Below are 17,413 nucleotides of genomic sequence, written 5' to 3'. Positions count from 1 at the left end.
TCTCAGGGTAGAGGTGTGGCTTCAGCCGAACAGGATAACTTGATGTCAGCTCAAAGAAAGGCAGCTATGCAGCGGATGTAATGAGGTCTGCCTCAAGCTTGGTTCGCTGTCTTGTTTCAACAGCATTTTCAGATTGAGCTGGCAATCTCTGTTTCACTCTGAAGCAGTCATCTGTTCTATTTCGCAAGAACTGTATTGAAGAACGATACGGTCTATTGCTGAGCCGACCCGGCTGTCGGGTGATTCGTCGTCCAACCTATATTTTGGGAGCAAGTTATGCAACCTATAAGCAAAAAAATTCGATCGTTAGCCGCCAAGGCTTTGACAGGATTGTTCCTAGTCGCCACAGTAATCACTGTCAGTCTGGGTACACCACTCGATGGTGGAGTTGCGATCGCATCACCCACGCAGCCCATGGCAGCCCTCTTTGGCAGAGCAGACAGCAAGGCCAAGTCAGATCTCGACGCCACCGTCGGTGCCGGTACTAGCAACAAACTAGAAGGTGCTGTACAAGGTGCTGCTGGCGAGGTTCAAAGTCGAGTAGGCAATACGCAGAATAAAGCTGAAGGCGTCGCTAAGAAGTTGGATGGCAAAGCCAAGCGAGATGTAGGCCGTGTTCAGGGAACAGCTGGCGATATCGGTTCTGAAGTTCAGGATGCTGCTGAAGGCATTACCGATAGCGTCAAAGGGCTACTCAACTAGAGGGCCGAAAGTTTTATTTCAAGTACATTGATTGGAGAATATTTAACTATGCAGTTCATTTTTACTAAGCTTACGTCTTTACTCCGCGTCGCTAAGCTGGTGGCCGTAATGCTGGTCTGCACCTTGTACATTGCCGCTAACACCTCTCCTGCTCTAGCCTTTGGTGGTGCTAGCAGTAAGCCCTCAGATGGTGCGGCTCAGTTAGACAGCATTTATCAAGAGAGTAAAGAGTCCGCAAACCCTGATGCTGATCCGAAGTCTATGAAGGCAGTGCAGGCAAAGGCTAAGAAGGGACTCAACGAAGTTCAGGGCCGAGCAGACATGGGTAAGATGTACAACCCTAGCAATTCTGAGGGTTCAACTGTAGCAGACGACATTCAGGAAACTGCTAAGTCTGCAATGGGCAAGTAAAAGTTGTTTCGGGCCAGACAAACCTGTTTCAGAGACAAAGAGGTAAAGATCATGAGTATAGAAGACAGAGCCAAAGCTACGGCTCAGAACATCGAAGGAAAAGTCCAAGAGGCCGTTGGTGAAGTAACCGGCAACCCTAAAGACGTAAGCGAAGGACAAGCTAAGCAGGAAGGAGCCGCAGCGCGCCACTCTGTAGAAAACGTCAAGGACGAAATTAAGAAAGCGATAGATTAGGTCGCGCTTCTACACAGTTTAAGAAGTATCCAGCCCAGGCAGCACCGTTGCCTGGGCTTTTTGCAGTCAATCATTGCGTTTGTTGATATGGTAAAACACCGATTTTTGGGCGTTGCGGTAGCTTATCACCTACCCATTGCCAGAGGAGGCGCAGCGCTGATGGTCGTTGCAGCGCTACTCGTCGGAGCGCCTGCTCCACCAACGCTGGGTCAAGAGCCTCCACCCATAACCGCGCCTGCCTCAGAACCTGATACGACTGAATACTTTGCCGATGTGGTGGTTAAGGGACGCTCAGTGTTCCAGGTGGGAAGCCTCTCTGAGTTGGAGGCCAGCAAGCGGGCTGCGATTATCAATCGCCGAATTGCCAGCGTTCTTTCTCGTGACGAGATTGGGGATGTCACTATCCAGGCCGTGCGAGAGGTGACGACGCTACAGCTCAATAACCGTGTTCTGATGACGGTGACTGGCCAAGATGCAGAAGACTATGGTCTATCGGTCGAAGATCTAGCCCAAAACTGGACTGAACGCTTGAATCAGTCTCTGGAAGCTCCTCCCCTAGCAATAGATGTGGTTCAGCGGCTGAACACAACCGTGCGTCAACTGAGTCGAAACGCAATCGAGAGCTTGCCTGCATTTGTGGGGGCGTTATTGGTAGTCCTCGTGACTTGGGGGGCAGCTACCGGTGTCCGTTATATTGCCTTTCGCTGGGCACAGCAGACAGAGGGCGATCGCAGCACCGAAGTTTTGATCGGACGGCTAGGATATGGCGGTGTTTGGATTGTTGGCTTAGTCATCGCTCTGGGGGTTCTGGGCCTAGATTTTGGAGCGCTTCTAGGAGCGCTGGGCCTGACCAGCGTTGCCATTGGTTTTAGCCTCAAGGATGTACTGAGCAACTATATCTCAGGCGTCATTTTGCTGGCAGCTCGTCCGTTCCGCCTGGGCGATCAGGTGGTGATTTCAGACTATGAAGGCACGATCACGCAGATTCAACTGCGGGCCACCACTATGAAAACCTACGATGGCCGAATGGTCTACATTCCCAATCAAGAGGTTTTTGGGGCTAGCATCATCAATAATACAGCCTCAAATATTCGCCGCAGCTCAGTGATGGTGGGCATTGATTATGACGCTGATATTTCTGAAGCCGTTCAGGTGATTCAAGCTGCCGTGAGTCAAGAAGAGCTGGTTGAGAGCAGCCCTGTACCGGAGGTGCTGGTGCGAGAGCTAGCGGCGAGTACCGTCAACTTAGAGGTTCGTTTCTGGGTCAACTCGCAGCGGGGTGAGTTTTTAGCGATGACGTCGGATGTCGCTCAAACGGTCAAGGAGTCGCTAGAAAAGGCTGATATAGAGATGCCAACAGATATCTACACGCTGGTCTTCAGAAATCCACCGGCCCTCTTGAAGAATACGCTAGGTGCAGAGATCGCTGAACAGATGTAGCAGCAATCGGCTGAGCTAAAGAGGTCTGCCCAATTAGCTTTAAGATCTCTGATTGAATTCAAGGTCGCTCACCTAGCCCTCCCCACTAGCCTCCCTCTCCTAATACCGGACGAAGGGGGAGAAAAGCAGATAACGCAGGGATCTTGTTCCTCTCTCCAAATATTGGGAGAGGGGCTGGAGGTGAGGACCACATAGAGCAGGATCTTTGCCTTGATTATGCCGGTCTACTTGGAATCTCTAAGCCACAAAAGGATGTCAACCGTTTAAGTACCCTGATCAATACGCGCGCCGCCATATGGGAGAACCTTTCAGTTTGAGGTTGAGGTGTGCTGGGCGCGAGATTCTAGATCGAGCAGACGAGGATAGGGAAGCTGATGACGGGCAAAAGCCTGTTTGGCCCGGCTGATTAGGTCTGTTTTATACACAAACTCGTTGCGGGCATCGATGGGATAGCACTTAAGCTTGAATAGTGTTCCCCAGGACTTTTCCTGCATAATCACCTGAACCGGCAGCTTGAGTTGGGTGTACTTGCTGGTGTAGGCCACTTTGTATAAAATTTTCTTCGCCAGCACTACATCTACCTCATGGGCAAAGTAAAATTCCGTGACCACCTGCGCCTCCAGGTTTCCCATGTTGCTGTTGACAACGGCGCTGGTCCAAATCTGGCCGTGGGGAATAGTGACGACGCTGTCGTCGGGGGTCTGCAGGCGAATACCCCGGAGGCCGTAGCCAATCACTTCGCCATAGTGGTCGCCGATCTGGACCCGGTCTCCAATCCGATAGGGCGCTTCAAATAATCCGAATACGCCGGCAATTACCGAGCTGACTAAATCTTTGAATGCAAAGCCCAAGGCCACTGCTGCAGTTCCGGTGATCGCTAGTAGGTTCTCGCGGTTGATGTTCAGAAATAGATCAATCAGGGACGCCGTTGCTACCAAGATCACGACTAAGCGCACAAAGGGCAAGAATTGCTTGACACGCAGTCGCCATTCTCGGGGCACTCGCTCCGATAGCCAAATGATTAGCTTGTCGAAGATTTGAATGGCTAAGTAAGCCGCCAGCACGATCAACAGGGCACGAGTGACCTTGCCTGCTGTAATCTGTGCCAGGATATCTTTTGCTTTTTCAGCGGTTTGGTTCGCTGTATTGCTGGTGGACTGGGCTAGCGGTAAAGAATATATAAAAATTGACATCAATCTCGGGAATCAATAACAAAATTATTAAGTGCTAAACTCTGCCGGAGTTCGGGGTCATAAGTAGGGTTGATGCTTAGCCGGTCTTCACGCAGCAGTATGACTTCAGACTGCTGTAAAGCCTGTGCTTGGTAGCGAAGTGTGGGGACGGCCTCCCCCAGACTATCGGCGAGGGCTGAGAGCGTCATCTCGCCATGTAAGAGTAGGGAGTAGAGCAGATAGTTATCACTTTCTTGAAGGGAGGGGAGGTTCGGTAACTTGGGTACTCCTAGCTCTAATGCTTCAGGACGATCATTAGCGGAGTGAATGGACTGGAGGAAGAGCTGCTCTGCTACGACGCGATTACCGTTTGAAAGAGCAGCCAGCTCCTTGAAGTAGCGGCTCTCAGGGGAGTCATTGGTCGCCTTCTGCAGCGCTGAGTGACGGCTGAACTGGAGCTGAAATTGGTCGATCACTGGCTTCAGCCAATCCTGTAGTTGATCGGCCTCTAGCTTGGGCAACGATAGCTCTTGACTACAGTAGGTTGCAAGGTGACTCACAACCCCTAGGTAGTGCCAAGCAACCGGATCGAGGCCCATAATCGTAAACCGACAGGGATTCTGCAAAAGCGTCTCTTGCAAAAAATCTAGGCTAGAGAGTCCATCGACGCTCCGCAGGAAGCATTGACTCAGGTCAGGGATAACGACGATGCATCGATCTTGATCAGCACCTGTCTGCTGGATACGCTGCTCTAACAGAGATTCGATCTGATGGGATTCTCTAGCACGATCAGCGGTTGCTAGAACAAGGACGGGCGGCTCGTGTCCAGCTAGCTGCTGTTCTAGGTCATGGGCCAGGATATTTGCGATCGCAACACCAGGGCTGCTCAAAATTGCCAATGAATTGTTAGACGATTGGGGATTAGCCTGCCATTGCTCTAGTGCTGCTTTTATATCTGAGTAGATGGCTTCTGGGTTGACGGGGTGGTTGGGGAGGGATTGAATGGCCTCAGACAGCTGTTCAATTTGCTCGGGTGTTAAATCGGCACAGTTTTCCTCTGGTTGCTCGGCAGCTTCATCACTGTTCGCTAGACGATCTAGGAACTGTTTTAGTCCGGTGGGCAACCAGCGCTGTAGCTGTTGATTAAGAAGGGCCATGGGTCAATGAAAGCACAAGCTGCCTGTAGCGCCAAAAGCAGCCGACGACTCCAGCGCTGTAAACAGCAGTGCAATCCTATGATGTGACCGTCATCTTTGTCTTCTACCCCAGGACAGAGTAGCTATCCTGAGTTAGGTTCCCAGCGGTAGTATCTGAGCTGCAGGCTTTGTGTATAGAATGCTAAAGATTGATCTCCATCTGCTCACGGGTATTTGGCCATCCTGATTTAATGCGGGGAATAGCAAATGAGACCGTGCCCGTTTAGAGTTAGGCCGTGATAGATTACGCCTTATTGACCCTTCTTGCGACCTTTGCCCAAGCAACGCCTCAGCGATTGACGCGGGTATTTGGCGTCTCTCAAACCCTAGATGCGGGCCTCACGGTGCTGCTGGGTTTGGTTGCTGCCATCGCGCTATTTCTGGTTGTCGGCCTGTCCTACCTCAAAATTCCAACGGTGTTTCGCCTGCTGGTGGACCGGTTCTCTTCGGCGGAGTTTCAAGAGATCTATCGCACGGTTGTGCGGCCCTATCAGGACTGGGTGATCTGGACGGTGCTGCTAACGGTGGCGGACCTGAGTATCTTAATTGTGGTCAATCGCTATGGCCTGCCGCTGCTGGAGTTCCCGTTGGGGCTGCTGGTGGCGATTAGCATTATCTTTCTTGGCTTTGCGCTGTTCAAGACTCTGTTTGATAACTACCTGCTAGAGGTGGCCCTTGAAGATCAGACCAAGATCAATAGTGAGCTTTTGGTGCTGGCAAAGTTCATCTCTAACGCCGTCATTGTCCTGATTGTGATCTTTTTGTTTGCCGAAACCCACCGGATTAATGTATTTGGTTTGACGGCTAGTTTGGGGGTGGGAAGTGTTGCGATCGCATTTGCGTCCCAAAAAGTTCTAGAGCAAATACTGTGGAGCATCACTTTATACATCGACCGGCCCTTCGTGGTGGGCGACTATATCCACCTTCCCGATCGCACCTTAGGGCGGGTGGAATCGATTGGCTGGCGCTCCACAAAAGTGAGGCTGTCCGGCAAAAATACCTTAGTGATTATCCCCAACAGCAACCTGGCCCAAACCAGCATCGAAAATCTAACGCGGGCACGGCGCGTGATCTCAATTGTGGAGCTAACCTTTTTTCGGGTGATTCCTGACGAAGAACGAGCCTTAGTGCAGCAGCTAATCATCGGCAGCACCCGCGATATTCTAGGCATTGATCATCGCCTCACGCAGGTTACCTTTGAAGAAGTGATTATGAGCAAAGGGATTACGCAAGCACAAATCGTTTTCTTCATTCTCGGGGCCGCCGAAAACTCTATGGAACTGCGTAAAAGCCTGCTAGAGATTGCCCAAGAGAATATCGTCGAGCGCCTCCATGAATACGGCATTGCCTTCCGGTTAGAGGAGAAAACCACCGACATTTCTCAGCCCATGAACATCGATGCTTCATGACCGATCTCCTTAGAATTCTGCTGGACACGTTTCAGATCAACGGCGACATTCGTGAATTTCTCGTTGAACTCAGTATCCGGTTAGGGCTATTTTTGCTAGGCGCTGTCCTTTCGCCCCTTGTCGGTCGGGCGTTCCCGCGACTGCTATGGGGACTGCTGAGATTAGCTAACCGTTTAGTGCCCCTCGGGATTCCGCCGATCTACCGCGATTTCATTCGTCCCGTTCGTAATGCACTGATTACCACCGGTACCTTTGCTTTCATCACCCTCTGTTCAAATCTGATGCGGCGGTATGAAAACTTTTATCGGTTTTTAGGGTTCTTTGTGTACTTGGCCTTGGCCATCAGTATGGGGTGGCTGGCCTCCCGGCTGGCCCAGCGCGTGATTCGTTTCTACGTTGTCAATTTGGTGCAGCGACTGGGGGGTGAAGTCAATGAACTGGTGCTGATTTTCGAGACGCTGATCAATTTTGTGATTATTCTATTCACGATCGTAATCTTTGCCCGAGGGCTGCAGCTCAACTTAGTCGCGCTCTCTGCCAGCATCGGCATCGGCGGCGTGGGCGTCGCCTTCGCCGCGAAACAGGGCTTAGAGCAGCTTGTCGGCACCATCGAACTTTACCTGGACCGTCCCTACCTACCTGGAGAATACGTGCGCGTAAACTTCAACCCCCACAACGATGATGTTTATGGGCGCATTGAGTCAATTGGCATTCGCTCTACCAAGATTCGCACCGTTGCCAGAAACACGGTTTACATCGTGCCGAACTCTGTGATGGCCAGTAAGGCGATTGAGAATATCACACGGGGCAAAAAGGTAATGGCGATGCTGTTTCTTGATTTTTCGCAGTCGTTAGAACAGGCGGAAGAGGCTTTGGTTCAGCAGACCATTCTAGAAAGTGTTGATGGCTTTGGGGGTATCGATAAAGCCAGTACCCGCGTTCGCTTTGTCCCTTTAGAAGACCGGCCTGGAACCCGAGCTAGGGTAAATTTCTTCATTATGGGTTCGAGTGAAGACTCGCTGAGCTTGCGGAAGCTGTTGCTCGATTTAGCGAATGAGGAAGTGGCAAAACGCCTGATGACCTACAATCTGCGCTTCACCATGCCAGAGCCGATGGTATACATCGATTCACCGATGACCATCTAACTCTATCTCTAGACAGAGGTACCTCATTCGTAGATCCGATATCGTAGAAGTAGTACTCCTTTATCCTTTTTTATGCCTAAGACTAATCTCAGCCAAAGATCATCAAAAGCTTCAACGGACTCTGTACGCGTTTATTTACGCGAGATTGGCCGAGTTCCGCTTTTGACGCACGATCAAGAAATTATCTACGGCAAGCAGGTCCAGCAAATGATGTCTGTGTTGGCTAAGAAAGAGGAGCTAGAGGCAGAGGGGCCGGTGACGCATGCCGCATGGGCAAAAGCTGTGGACCTCGAAGAAGCAGAACTCACGCAGATCATGAAGCAAGGGCAGCGGGCCAGGGAAAAAATGGTCAGGGCGAACCTACGTCTAGTGGTTTCCATTGCCAAGAAGTATCTCAATCGCAATCTAGACATGATGGACCTGGTTCAAGAAGGCAGTGTAGGTCTGCACCGAGGCGTTGAGAAGTTTGACCCCATGCAGGGTTATCGGTTCTCAACCTATGCCTACTGGTGGATTCGGCAGGCCATGACCCGGGCGATCGCCCAGCAGGCCCGCACAATCCGTTTACCGATTCACATCGTTGAGAAGCTCAACAAGATCAAGAAAACGCAGCGCAATCTGACCCAAAGCCTGGGTCGCAAGGCTACGACAGAAGAAGTCGCCACCGCACTCGATCTGGAACCGGCTAAAGTCCGTAAGTTTCTAAAGGTTGCTCGACCGACCCTATCTTTAGACATGCGCGTCGGCACCGAGCAGAATACCGATTTAATTGAACTGCTTGAAGATGAGGGAGACTCTCCCGACGATTACGTGAGCAAAGCCTCACTTTCGCGGGACATGCAGACGGCAATGGAAAAATTAACGCCCCGCGCTCAAGCTGTTTTAGAGATGCGGTTTGGGCTCGGCGGAACACCCCCCATGACCCTCGCCGCTATCGGTGATCAGCTTGATATTAGCCGTGAGCGAGTCCGTCAGCTTCAGCGTCAGGCGATCACCTATCTGCGCAAAAACCATCGATCAGATTTGCAGGCGTACTTAGTGAGCTAGGTTAGATGTTGGGAGACGCTCCCTTCAAATCTCTCCCGCCTGCCGAAGATTGGCGATCAGCTGAACAAGCTGGTTTGGGTCCACAGGCTTAGGTAGATGATGATTAAAACCTGCCTGGAGGGCTGCCGTTTTGTCCTGTTCTCTGGCGTAGGCCGTTAATGCGATTGCAACTATCTGTCTGCCCTCCGCTCGCAACTGCCGGATCAGCGTGTAGCCATCTTCGACCGGCATAGCGATGTCAGAAATAATGAGGTGCGGGGTGTGATGCGCCAAATGCGCCATCGCTGCTGAGACTGAACCCACGGCTGAAATCTGAGCGCCACATTGCTCTAGCAACAGCGTCAGCATCTCACGGGCATCGTCTTCGTCTTCCACCACCAAGAGCTGCAGGTTCTTTAAAGAAGGAAGAGACTGATCGGCCGGCAAAGAAATTTGGGCTAGGGGCTGAACGGTATCGAACAGCGGTAGCTGAACCATAAAGGTAGAGCCTTGACCGGTTCCAGCACTCTCTGCTGTGACAACACCACCGTGCAGCTCGACCAAGTGGCGGACAATTGCTAATCCCAGCCCCAATCCCCCCTTTTGGCGTGTCGAGGACTCATCGGCCTGCCGGAAGCGTTCAAACATATAGGGCAGGTGCCCTGGCTCAATGCCTTGGCCAGTGTCAACGATCTGAACCTGAGCACAATTTGGCTTACTCTCAACACGGATCGTAATTTTGCCCCCTTCTGGCGTGAACTTCACCGCATTGGTGAGTAGGTTCCAGAACACCTGCTGCAGGCGCTCCTGATCGCCATTGACTAAGGTGACGGAGGGAGCGAAGTCGGTTTCTAGCTGAATCTGCTTATTTTCAACGGCGTGACGGACCGTATCTAAGGCGGCATTGACAATGTTTCGCAGTGGAATAGCCTTCACTTTCAGCTTGAGTTTGCCGCGAATGATCCGAGAGACATCCAGCAGGTCGTCGATTAGCTGATTTTGTGCGATCGCATTGCGCTCAATAATCTCGATTGCTTTTGCAGACTTCTCCTCACTCAATTGGCCGCCCCGTAAAAGCTGCACCCAGCCCAGCATGGCATTGAGGGGGGTGCGTAGCTCATGGGAAACCGTGGCTAAAAATTCGTCCTTAACCCGGTTTGCCGTTTCGGCCTCGGCACGGGCCTTACGTTCGCTGATCAGAAGCTGATTACGCTCTAATTCAGTACGACGGTAGGCCGTAATATCTTCAATCGCGCCTTCGTAATACTGTGTGTTCCCCTGCGGATTGCGAACTAAACGGACGTAGTGGCGAACCCAAATTTCATCTCCGCTGCGGTGACGGAGATGAGTCGAAACGCTCTGGGTTGCGTCTGTGACATCGAGTTGAGCCGTCCACAGACCGCTTGCCGCCGTTGCAATGCAATCATTGACGACGTCTGTGGCTAAAACCTCATCTTTGCTCTCGTAACCTAGTATTTCTAGGAAGCGGCGGTTGGCGTCTAATAGCTTCCCCTCTCGGGTGAGTCGATATAAACCAATGGGGACTTCTTCAAATAAACGCTGATAACGCTCTTCAGCCTCCTTGAGGGCCTGCTGCTGTTGGGTGCGCTCCCAAGCGATCTGAGTGGCTTTAGCTAGCCGCACGTAGTGCTGGGGCGACTTAACCACGTAGTCGTCTAGGCCCGCCTTCATGGCGGTGACGGCAATCTCTTCCGAGCCTGTCCCGGTGAACATCACGACCGGACAGTCTGGACGGCGCTGCTTGATTTCTTCGAGAACGTCAAGTCCCGTGGTCCAGCGCAGTTGATAGTCGGTAATCACGATGTCAAAGCGGTTTTCGTTCAGCGCTTGGGTCAGCCCCTCTGCATCGCAGACTTCTAATGGCTGTAGCTCTGAGAACTCTTGCTTTAGCTGCCGGACAGCCAGTAGGCGGTCGTTGGGGCTATCATCAATTAAAAGCAACCGCACTGGGGCCATACTGCTGTCTGAGATAGAGAGATTAAGTCAAGGACAACTGAGGATGCTCGTTGAGACTGAGCCAGTAATTATGGAGGGTCTTCATTAGGTCGACGAGGTCCGCAAAAATGCCAGGCTTCACTAAGTATGAGTTTACGCCCAGATCATAGGCTTTTTCAAGGTCGGGTTGCTCCTTGGACCCTGTCAGAATGATCACCAGCAGACGCTTGAGCTGAGGCTGCTGTCGAATCCATTCAAGCACCTCTAGCCCTGAACGGCAGGGCAGCTTAATATCAAGCAATAGCAGGGTGGGCAGCGGGTGTTTGTCCTGATCGTTGTAAGGTGCCTGCTGAGAGAGATAGGCAATCGCCGCATCTCCGTCACTCACTGTCTTTAAATCAACTGAACCGAGCTGAGCTTTCGCAAGGGCACGCCGCAGCAGCAGAACATCATTTGCATCATCTTCGACCAGTAAAACGGTAGGGCGATGCTGACTCATAAGACTTTAAATTCCTAGAAAGAGAGTAAGACCGAGCAAGTAATTGGTTAATCACCGCACAGCAGAGGACGATACCTCTAAGCGCTGTTTCTAATGTTTTCTAGATTGTAACACTTTGTTAAGAGAGGTATTGGATGAGCGTTGCGGTTGTCTGGACTAATTTGTGCCGGATTTCTCTACTGAGATTTTGGTAGCTCAATCCAAAACTGACTGCCCTGACCGAGCTGGGATTCGACGGCCGCTCTACCGCCTAAATGCTCAATACATTTTTTGACAATGGCGAGACCAATGCCGGTGCCTGCATAGCTTTCTTGACCGTGGAGGCGCTCAAATACGCCAAAAATTCGCTCCTGGTGTTGAGGGGCGATGCCGATACCGTTGTCTTCTATCCAAAGTCGGACCCAGGTATCACGACTGGACTGGGAGCGCTGCGGGGGTGAGTCGACTTGCTCTGCGTGGAGGTAAATATGGGGCTGGGTGGCTTTGGGAACAAACTTAATGGCGTTAGAGAGCAGGTTGCTGATCACCTGCACTAGCGTCTGTTGGTTCCCCTTCACAGAGGGCAGGGATGGCTCGACTTTAATCTCGGCTTGCTGCTGCTCAATGTCTGTCTCAATTAGCGTTAGGGCATCTGCGATCGCAACATTTAAATCCACCGTACCCACCGATAGCTCCGCTTTCCCGAGGCCGCTATAGGTCAACAAATCTTCAATGAGGCGAGAGAGTCGAGTGGTGCTATCGATAATCCGATCGGTGTAGTCGATCCCCCGCTCGTCTAAGACATCGGCATAGTCTTCTTTGAGCGCCTGACTGATGCCTTCGATGGCCCGCAGGGGCGATCTCAAGTCGTGGGCCACTGAGTAGCTAAACGAAGCCAGTTCTGCGTTGGCTTCCCGTAGTTGGCGCACCAGTCGTTCTCGCTCAATACCGTGCTGGATGGCCCGCACCAGAAGCGCTGAGGTAATTTCGCCTTTAACCAGATAATCCTGTGCGCCTTGGTGGATGGCATCGAGCGCCAGTTGTTCGTCATCGGCAATGGTGAGCACCACGATGGGGAGCTTGGGTACCCTCTCGACAAAGGTACTGACCGTCTCTAGTCCCTCAGAGTCAGGCAGAGAAAGATCGAGCAAGACGACGTCAAAGTAAGACTGCTGAGCAATTTCAAGACCTTCGCTAAGACGTTCTGCCGTCGTCAGGGACCAGTCTACCCGCCCTGTGCGGATAAAAATTTGGCGCAGTAGATTTGTGTCGCTAGGACTGTCTTCAACGACCAAGATTGAGAGGGCTGGCATAGATTCATCACTCGGATGCGATCGTTTTCGACAGGCATATCAAGCCCATCTTAACAATATTACAGAATTGTAAAGATAGTATTAGAGATATATACTTGCGTCAAAGTTCGTCCCCGATAAAATTCTGTGCAGGCTGTCCTGCCTATTGCCCAGCGATCGCTAGAAGTTTGCAGGATTTCTCCGGCTGGTTAGGTTGTCGAAGCGGATCATGCCTCAAAAGGAGCGCAACTCACAAACACCTTTTTGCAGCAATTGGGCTAACGCCAGTTGCTGTGGCTTTAACAAAGGAGACCTCCTATTAAAAGCGGATCTCTTGCACAACTCGTGCTCCGAAGGCATCACGCATCTAACGTCGGTGGGTTGGGCAACGGGGGGTCAATTCGCTCTGGGGGATTCTGCGGCAAAATGAACCAAAAGGTCGCTCCTGCCCCTGGCTGAGACTCGGCCCAAATTTTGCCGCCGTGTCGATCTACGATTTTTTCGCAGACGGTCAGACCCATGCCGGTACCGGCGAACTCTTGCTGCGTATGTAGCCGCTTAAAAATTTTAAAGATGCGATCGCACTCTTCAAGGTCAATGCCAATGCCGTTATCGGTGATGCTAAAGCGCCACTGCGCGGCCGGAATGGGGTCTGCCTGAATTGTGATGTGGGGTGGGGTGTCAGGATGCCGAAACTTGATGGCGTTGCTGATTAGATTTTGAAACAACTGCATCATCTGAGTGGCGTCGGCCCGCAAATGAGGCAAATCATCGTAAATAATCTCGGCTTTAGCTTCAGTAATGGCGATGTGGAGGTTTGCGATCGCATCTTCCACGCTTTCGCCACAGTCTACGTCTTTGAGCACCAGATCCCGCGTCCCGACCCGAGAATAGACCAGCAGATCGTGAACCAGCGTCTGCATCCGCCGCGTCCCGGCAGCGATGAAGCCGAAATACTCTTGAACCTCAGCATCCTGCGTCAAAACAGAGCGATCGTCGAACAGCTTGTCCTGCAGGAGTGAAATATGTCCAGAGACCGCCCGCAGGGGTTCCTGCAAATCATGGGAGGCCGTATGGGCAAAATCCTTTAGCTCCGTGTTGGCTCGTGCAAGCTCACTGCGCAGTAATTTCTCCTGCTGATAGAGGTCCCGATATCTTTTTTCGCTCTCCTGCAGCGCCAGTTGAGCGCGATTCCGTTCAATGGAGGCTCGAATGTAATGCTCTAGCAGTGATGCCTGTAGGTCTGCTTTATCTAAGTAGTCGGCAGCGCCAGATTTGAGAGCGGTAATATCTAAGTTGCGATCGCCCTGACCGCTGAGAATAATCTCCGGGGCCGGAGCATCCTGCTGATTGACCAACGCCATCAGTTCCAGGCCGTTTTGTTCACCCAGCCGATAGTCCACCAGATAAACGCTGTAGGGCTGTCGCTGAATCTGATCGGCGGCCTCGGAAAATGTCTTTACCCAGTCAAGCTGGAACCGCTGTTCTGGCACTTCAGAGAGCAAATCACGAATTAACAAATAATCATCTTCGTCATCTTCAACCAGCAGTACCTGAATAGCCTGATCCACCATATTGTCAGCTTTCTCCCGACGGTAGGGTTACAATCTCAAACCAGTAGCGACCCAGCCCCTGAATCACTTCAACAAGTTGCTCAAAAGTGATCGGCTTGATGATGAATGAACTCACGCCCAACGAATAGGAGCGCACTACGTCCTCTTCTGCTTTCGAAGTGGTCATTACCACCACCGGGATGTGTCGCAAACTCTTATCTGCCTTGATCTCGATTAGCGCCTCACGACCATCTTTCTTGGGCATGTTTAAGTCTAACAAGATCAGCCCCGGACGCGGAGATTGGGTCGCGTCGGTATAGCGGCCTCGCTGGTGCAGGTAGTCAAGAAGTTCTTCGCCATCTTCAACGAAGTGTAGCGGGTTGATTAGACTGCTTTCAACGAATGCTTCTTGGGTGAGGAGGCGATCGTCCTCGTCATCCTCTGCCATCAGAATGGGAACAGATTGGCTTTGTGGACTACTGCTCATGATCGTGGGGCTGGGTATAGGGCAGGGTAATGATGAACGTTGCACCTTCGCCATCAGCGCTGATCGCAGTGAGCTGACCGCCATGGCGCTCAACGATTTTACGACAGATCGCCAGTCCCATGCCGGTGCCCTCGTAAGCAGACCGACTGTGGAGACGCTCAAAGGGGGTAAAGATGCGGTCTAGATATTTGGTGTTGAACCCAATACCGTTGTCTTGAATCTGCAGCTCTACTTCTTGCTCTGCAGCAGCAGACTGAGAAACGACGATCTGAGGCGGGATGCCTGGCTGATGGAATTTGAGGGCATTACCAATCAAATTTTGGAACAGTTGTCGCATCTGCACTGGATCCGCTTCAAGTGTGGGCAGCGCGTTGACCTGAACCTGACCCTGCGTTTTTTCGAGGCGGGCTTCAAGATCCGAGAGCACGCCGCGCACAATGTCGTCAAGATTGACGGCTTCGAAGGGCTGAACCCGGGTGCTAATGCGGGAGTAAGCGAGCAAATCATCGATTAAGATCTGCATCCGCTGGGCCGCACTCTGCATCCGCCGCAGGTAGTCCCGTCCTTGGTCCCCAAGTTGTGGAGCATACTTCACTGTGAGGCGATCGCCAAAAGCCTGAATTTTACGCAGTGGCTCCTGCAGATCATGGGAGGCCACATAAGCGAAGTCCTGTAGTGCTCGATTAGAGGTGCTCAGCTGTTCAGCGGTCTGCCTCAGTTGACGCTCACTGCCCAGTCGTTCCACCACTTCTGCTTTCAGGTCTGCATTTGATGCCGTCAGCTCCGCCGTCCGATCTTCGACCCGTTGCTCTAGTTCTGTATTAATGGTCTGCAGCTCTCGTTCGGCTCGTTTGCGCTCGGTAATGTCGAGAATAAAAGCCGCAGACTGGGTACGAGTCTCTCCCATCAAGATATAGCCAATCAAGACCGGAATGCGGCTGCCGTCTTTGCGAACATATTCTTTCTCGTAAGGTGTACAGCTTCCCCGTTTCTGCGCTTCGGCGATCCTAGCCTGGTCCAGCGGCAGGTACTCCGGTGGCGTCAGGTCATCCCAGCGGACCTGATTGTTTTTGAGTTCCTGGCGACTGTAGCCGACAATGCGCAAAAACTCGTCGTTGGCCTCCTGAATTCCCCCCTTGGTATCGCCAAAAAGAATGCCGATCAAATCGGACTCCGTAAAGCGGTGCATCCGTTCCTGATAGGTTCTGAGTGCCTGCTCCATTTGCTTGCGCTCAGTGATATCGGTGGCAATGCCGCCGATCTGAACGACCTGCCCCTCAGCGTCGAAAATCGGAAACTTAATCGATAGGTAGGTATGCCATTCATCATCGGTCTGCCGAACAACCTCTTCTGTAAATAGGGGCTGGCCCGAAGCAACAACCTGGCGATCATTGATCCCGAATTCAGCAGCGACCTCTGGAGGAAATAGCTCAGCATCGGTTTTGCCAATTGCCTCTGCTTCCGAGAGACCAAAGATCGTTTGAAATTCCTGATTGATGAGCTGAAGACGCCCTTCCGGTTCCTTGAGGTAAATCACCGACGGGGCGTTATCTAAGATCGCCTGCAGTTGGGTCTGATTTTGCTGCAGCGCTTGTTCTGTCTTTTGCTGTTTTTCCAGGCTGATCTTCAAGCTTGTGGTCAGTGCGGCCTGCTGTGTTGCGATCGCAACCTGCACCGAGATTTCACCCAACAAATTCAGTTCTTCCGCAGTCCAGTTGTGTATCGTCTGGCAATGGTGAGCAATCAGCAATCCCCACAGCCTGGTCGTACCCGTTACGTTTGCTGTATCGATAATCGGAACCACAAGACTGGCCTTGACCTGAAACCGCTGCAGCATCTTGATATGACAGACAGACAGATGGCTCTCGGCAATGTTTGCGATCGCCATCTTATGGCCCTGCAGATATTTCTCAGCTTGATAGCTTTGGGCCCCCTGGAAGCAATTGTCCTCTAGCTGGTAGCCGAGGGTTGCGCTCCATTCTGGTAAGACTGACTCAGCTACTGTGGTCCCGCTCATGTCGGGTTCGAACTGGTAAATAAGGGTGCGATCGCACCTCAGCAATCGACGAACGCCATCCACCGCAGCCTGCAATATTTGTGAGAGTTCAACCGCACGATTGATACCCGAGGCCAGATCGGCAAACAGCGCGTTTTGCTGCCGCTGGCGCTGAATCTGTGACTGCAGGGTTTGCTCCGCTAGGGCACGGGCAATGGACCTTTCTAGTTTTTCTGGCGTGAGCTGCCCTTTGATGAGGTAATCCTTGGCACCATTTTTTATGACTGCTACAGCAATTTCTTCATCCTCTTGGCTGGTGAGCACAATCACAATGGGCGGTATCTCTAGTTGTACGATCAGATCTTGCAGAAGTTTTAGGCCATTGGTGTCCGGCAATCGGTAGTCGAGCAGTACGATATCAGGCTGCTCTTGCTTGCAGAGTGCCAGAGCCTCGGCTCCTAACTCACATTCCAAGATGTCGTAATTCCAAGTTCTCGACGCTTTTAAGTACCGACGACAAATCGCCCGATCACTCTCCGAATCATCCACGATTAAAATTCTACTGCTGAGTAGGGAATCGGTCATGCTGGCATTCTTTCGCTCGACTTACATCGACAGGGCACGGTAGTCACAGTATACGGTCCATAACTTTGTAAAGCAGGCGGTGCTGGTAAACATGCGCAAAAGTTATGGTGATTAATCGAGAAGCGAGCTGAGCTGCTCGAAAGCCCGCTTGCTCAGAAACATAAGAAATATGGATTCTAAGTATTAGTTCTATTTATAACCAATGGTGGATGCTTGCTCAGGCATTGTTCTCCTAGATTGTATATAGATACATTCACAGCTTCGGCAACTCGGTGAGGCTATGGATCTCTAGTTGGCAGGATTTTGAGGTTTACAGCGCTGCGGCAGCTTC

Annotated in this window: 15 protein-coding genes; 7 read left to right on the top strand and 8 right to left on the bottom strand. The window is 51.7% G+C overall.

Annotation, left to right across the window (positions count from 1 at the left end; genetic code table 11):
* Positions 1-276: 276 nt before the first annotated feature.
* The 4 genes from C1752_RS01630 to C1752_RS01615 all read left to right on the top strand — a co-directional run bounded on the left by C1752_RS01630 (position 277) and on the right by C1752_RS01615 (position 2,787).
* Positions 277-702: a CsbD family protein gene (locus C1752_RS01630; protein WP_110984297.1), complete on the top strand. Its 426-nt coding sequence runs from the start codon at positions 277-279 to the stop codon at positions 700-702.
* 48 nt (positions 703-750) lie between these two features.
* On the top strand, positions 751-1,113 hold the full coding sequence (locus tag C1752_RS01625; protein WP_110984296.1) for a hypothetical protein: 363 nt from the start codon (positions 751-753) through the stop codon (positions 1,111-1,113).
* Between the two features lie 51 nt (positions 1,114-1,164).
* Complete coding sequence (locus tag C1752_RS01620; RefSeq protein ID WP_110984544.1) at positions 1,165-1,347, top strand: CsbD family protein; 183 nt, start codon at positions 1,165-1,167, stop codon at positions 1,345-1,347.
* Positions 1,348-1,506: 159 nt separating this feature from the next.
* A complete protein-coding gene (locus C1752_RS01615; protein WP_110984543.1) occupies positions 1,507-2,787 on the top strand; it encodes a mechanosensitive ion channel family protein in 1,281 nt (426 codons plus the stop codon).
* 308 nt (positions 2,788-3,095) lie between these two features.
* On the opposite strand, the gene C1752_RS01610 is transcribed toward C1752_RS01615, so the two are convergent.
* Together C1752_RS01610 and C1752_RS01605 are read right to left on the bottom strand one after the other, a co-directional pair.
* Positions 3,096-3,980, bottom strand: a complete 885-nt coding sequence (locus C1752_RS01610; protein WP_110984295.1) for a mechanosensitive ion channel family protein — start codon at positions 3,978-3,980, stop codon at positions 3,096-3,098.
* Positions 3,980-5,116 carry an ArsR family transcriptional regulator gene (locus C1752_RS01605; RefSeq protein WP_110984294.1) on the bottom strand — a complete coding sequence of 379 codons (1,137 nt, stop codon included), beginning with the start codon at positions 5,114-5,116 and terminating at the stop codon, positions 3,980-3,982. The genes C1752_RS01610 and C1752_RS01605 overlap by 1 nt, the downstream gene beginning before the upstream one ends.
* A gap of 275 nt (positions 5,117-5,391) precedes the next feature.
* Here C1752_RS01605 and C1752_RS01600 point away from each other — a divergent pair, with 275 nt between their 5' ends.
* From C1752_RS01600 to C1752_RS01590, 3 genes are all read left to right on the top strand, one after another.
* Positions 5,392-6,564, top strand: a complete 1,173-nt coding sequence (locus C1752_RS01600) for a mechanosensitive ion channel family protein (protein WP_233501250.1) — start codon at positions 5,392-5,394, stop codon at positions 6,562-6,564.
* Entirely contained in the window at positions 6,561-7,709 is a 1,149-nt protein-coding gene (locus tag C1752_RS01595) for a mechanosensitive ion channel family protein (protein WP_110984293.1), read from the top strand. Before C1752_RS01600 ends, C1752_RS01595 begins: the two co-directional genes overlap by 4 nt.
* 72 nt (positions 7,710-7,781) lie before the next feature.
* Positions 7,782-8,756 (top strand): RpoD/SigA family RNA polymerase sigma factor, encoded by a 975-nt coding sequence (locus tag C1752_RS01590; protein WP_110984292.1) that lies wholly within the window; start codon positions 7,782-7,784, stop codon positions 8,754-8,756.
* A 24-nt stretch (positions 8,757-8,780) separates the two neighbouring features.
* On the opposite strand, the gene C1752_RS01585 is transcribed toward C1752_RS01590, so the two are convergent.
* The 6 genes from C1752_RS01585 to C1752_RS01560 all read right to left on the bottom strand — a co-directional run bounded on the left by C1752_RS01585 (position 8,781) and on the right by C1752_RS01560 (position 17,082).
* Positions 8,781-10,712, bottom strand: a complete 1,932-nt coding sequence (locus tag C1752_RS01585; protein ID WP_110984291.1) for a hybrid sensor histidine kinase/response regulator — start codon at positions 10,710-10,712, stop codon at positions 8,781-8,783.
* 22 nt (positions 10,713-10,734) lie between these two features.
* Complete coding sequence (locus C1752_RS01580; protein WP_110984290.1) at positions 10,735-11,190, bottom strand: response regulator; 456 nt, start codon at positions 11,188-11,190, stop codon at positions 10,735-10,737.
* A gap of 176 nt (positions 11,191-11,366) precedes the next feature.
* Positions 11,367-12,482, bottom strand: a complete 1,116-nt coding sequence (locus C1752_RS01575) for a sensor histidine kinase (protein ID WP_110984289.1) — start codon at positions 12,480-12,482, stop codon at positions 11,367-11,369.
* A gap of 338 nt (positions 12,483-12,820) precedes the next feature.
* Positions 12,821-14,035 (bottom strand): sensor histidine kinase, encoded by a 1,215-nt coding sequence (locus C1752_RS01570; protein WP_110984288.1) that lies wholly within the window; start codon positions 14,033-14,035, stop codon positions 12,821-12,823.
* Positions 14,036-14,039: 4 nt separating this feature from the next.
* On the bottom strand, positions 14,040-14,501 hold the full coding sequence (locus C1752_RS01565; protein WP_199464246.1) for a response regulator: 462 nt from the start codon (positions 14,499-14,501) through the stop codon (positions 14,040-14,042).
* On the bottom strand, positions 14,491-17,082 hold the full coding sequence (locus tag C1752_RS01560) for a hybrid sensor histidine kinase/response regulator (RefSeq protein ID WP_110984286.1): 2,592 nt from the start codon (positions 17,080-17,082) through the stop codon (positions 14,491-14,493). The genes C1752_RS01565 and C1752_RS01560 overlap by 11 nt, the downstream gene beginning before the upstream one ends.
* Positions 17,083-17,413: the final 331 nt, after the last annotated feature.

Source organism: Acaryochloris thomasi RCC1774, from assembly GCF_003231495.1.
GTDB lineage: Bacteria > Cyanobacteriota > Cyanobacteriia > Thermosynechococcales > Thermosynechococcaceae > RCC1774.
Note: the sequence above shows the minus strand (reverse complement) of the source record. Positions and strands in the feature narration are given on the sequence as shown.

Coding starts and splice junctions, on each gene's coding strand:
- C1752_RS01595 (WP_110984293.1), top strand. CDS start 6,561: ATGACCGATCTCCTTAGAATTCTGCTGGACACGTTTCAGATCAACGGC.
- C1752_RS01565 (WP_199464246.1), bottom strand. CDS start 14,501: ATGAGCAGTAGTCCACAAAGCCAATCTGTTCCCATTCTGATGGCAGAG.
- C1752_RS01575 (WP_110984289.1), bottom strand. CDS start 12,482: ATGCCAGCCCTCTCAATCTTGGTCGTTGAAGACAGTCCTAGCGACACA.
- C1752_RS01570 (WP_110984288.1), bottom strand. CDS start 14,035: ATGGTGGATCAGGCTATTCAGGTACTGCTGGTTGAAGATGACGAAGAT.
- C1752_RS01580 (WP_110984290.1), bottom strand. CDS start 11,190: ATGAGTCAGCATCGCCCTACCGTTTTACTGGTCGAAGATGATGCAAAT.
- C1752_RS01620 (WP_110984544.1), top strand. CDS start 1,165: ATGAGTATAGAAGACAGAGCCAAAGCTACGGCTCAGAACATCGAAGGA.
- C1752_RS01610 (WP_110984295.1), bottom strand. CDS start 3,980: ATGTCAATTTTTATATATTCTTTACCGCTAGCCCAGTCCACCAGCAAT.
- C1752_RS01605 (WP_110984294.1), bottom strand. CDS start 5,116: ATGGCCCTTCTTAATCAACAGCTACAGCGCTGGTTGCCCACCGGACTA.
- C1752_RS01560 (WP_110984286.1), bottom strand. CDS start 17,082: ATGACCGATTCCCTACTCAGCAGTAGAATTTTAATCGTGGATGATTCG.
- C1752_RS01615 (WP_110984543.1), top strand. CDS start 1,507: ATGGTCGTTGCAGCGCTACTCGTCGGAGCGCCTGCTCCACCAACGCTG.
- C1752_RS01590 (WP_110984292.1), top strand. CDS start 7,782: ATGCCTAAGACTAATCTCAGCCAAAGATCATCAAAAGCTTCAACGGAC.
- C1752_RS01585 (WP_110984291.1), bottom strand. CDS start 10,712: ATGGCCCCAGTGCGGTTGCTTTTAATTGATGATAGCCCCAACGACCGC.
- C1752_RS01625 (WP_110984296.1), top strand. CDS start 751: ATGCAGTTCATTTTTACTAAGCTTACGTCTTTACTCCGCGTCGCTAAG.
- C1752_RS01630 (WP_110984297.1), top strand. CDS start 277: ATGCAACCTATAAGCAAAAAAATTCGATCGTTAGCCGCCAAGGCTTTG.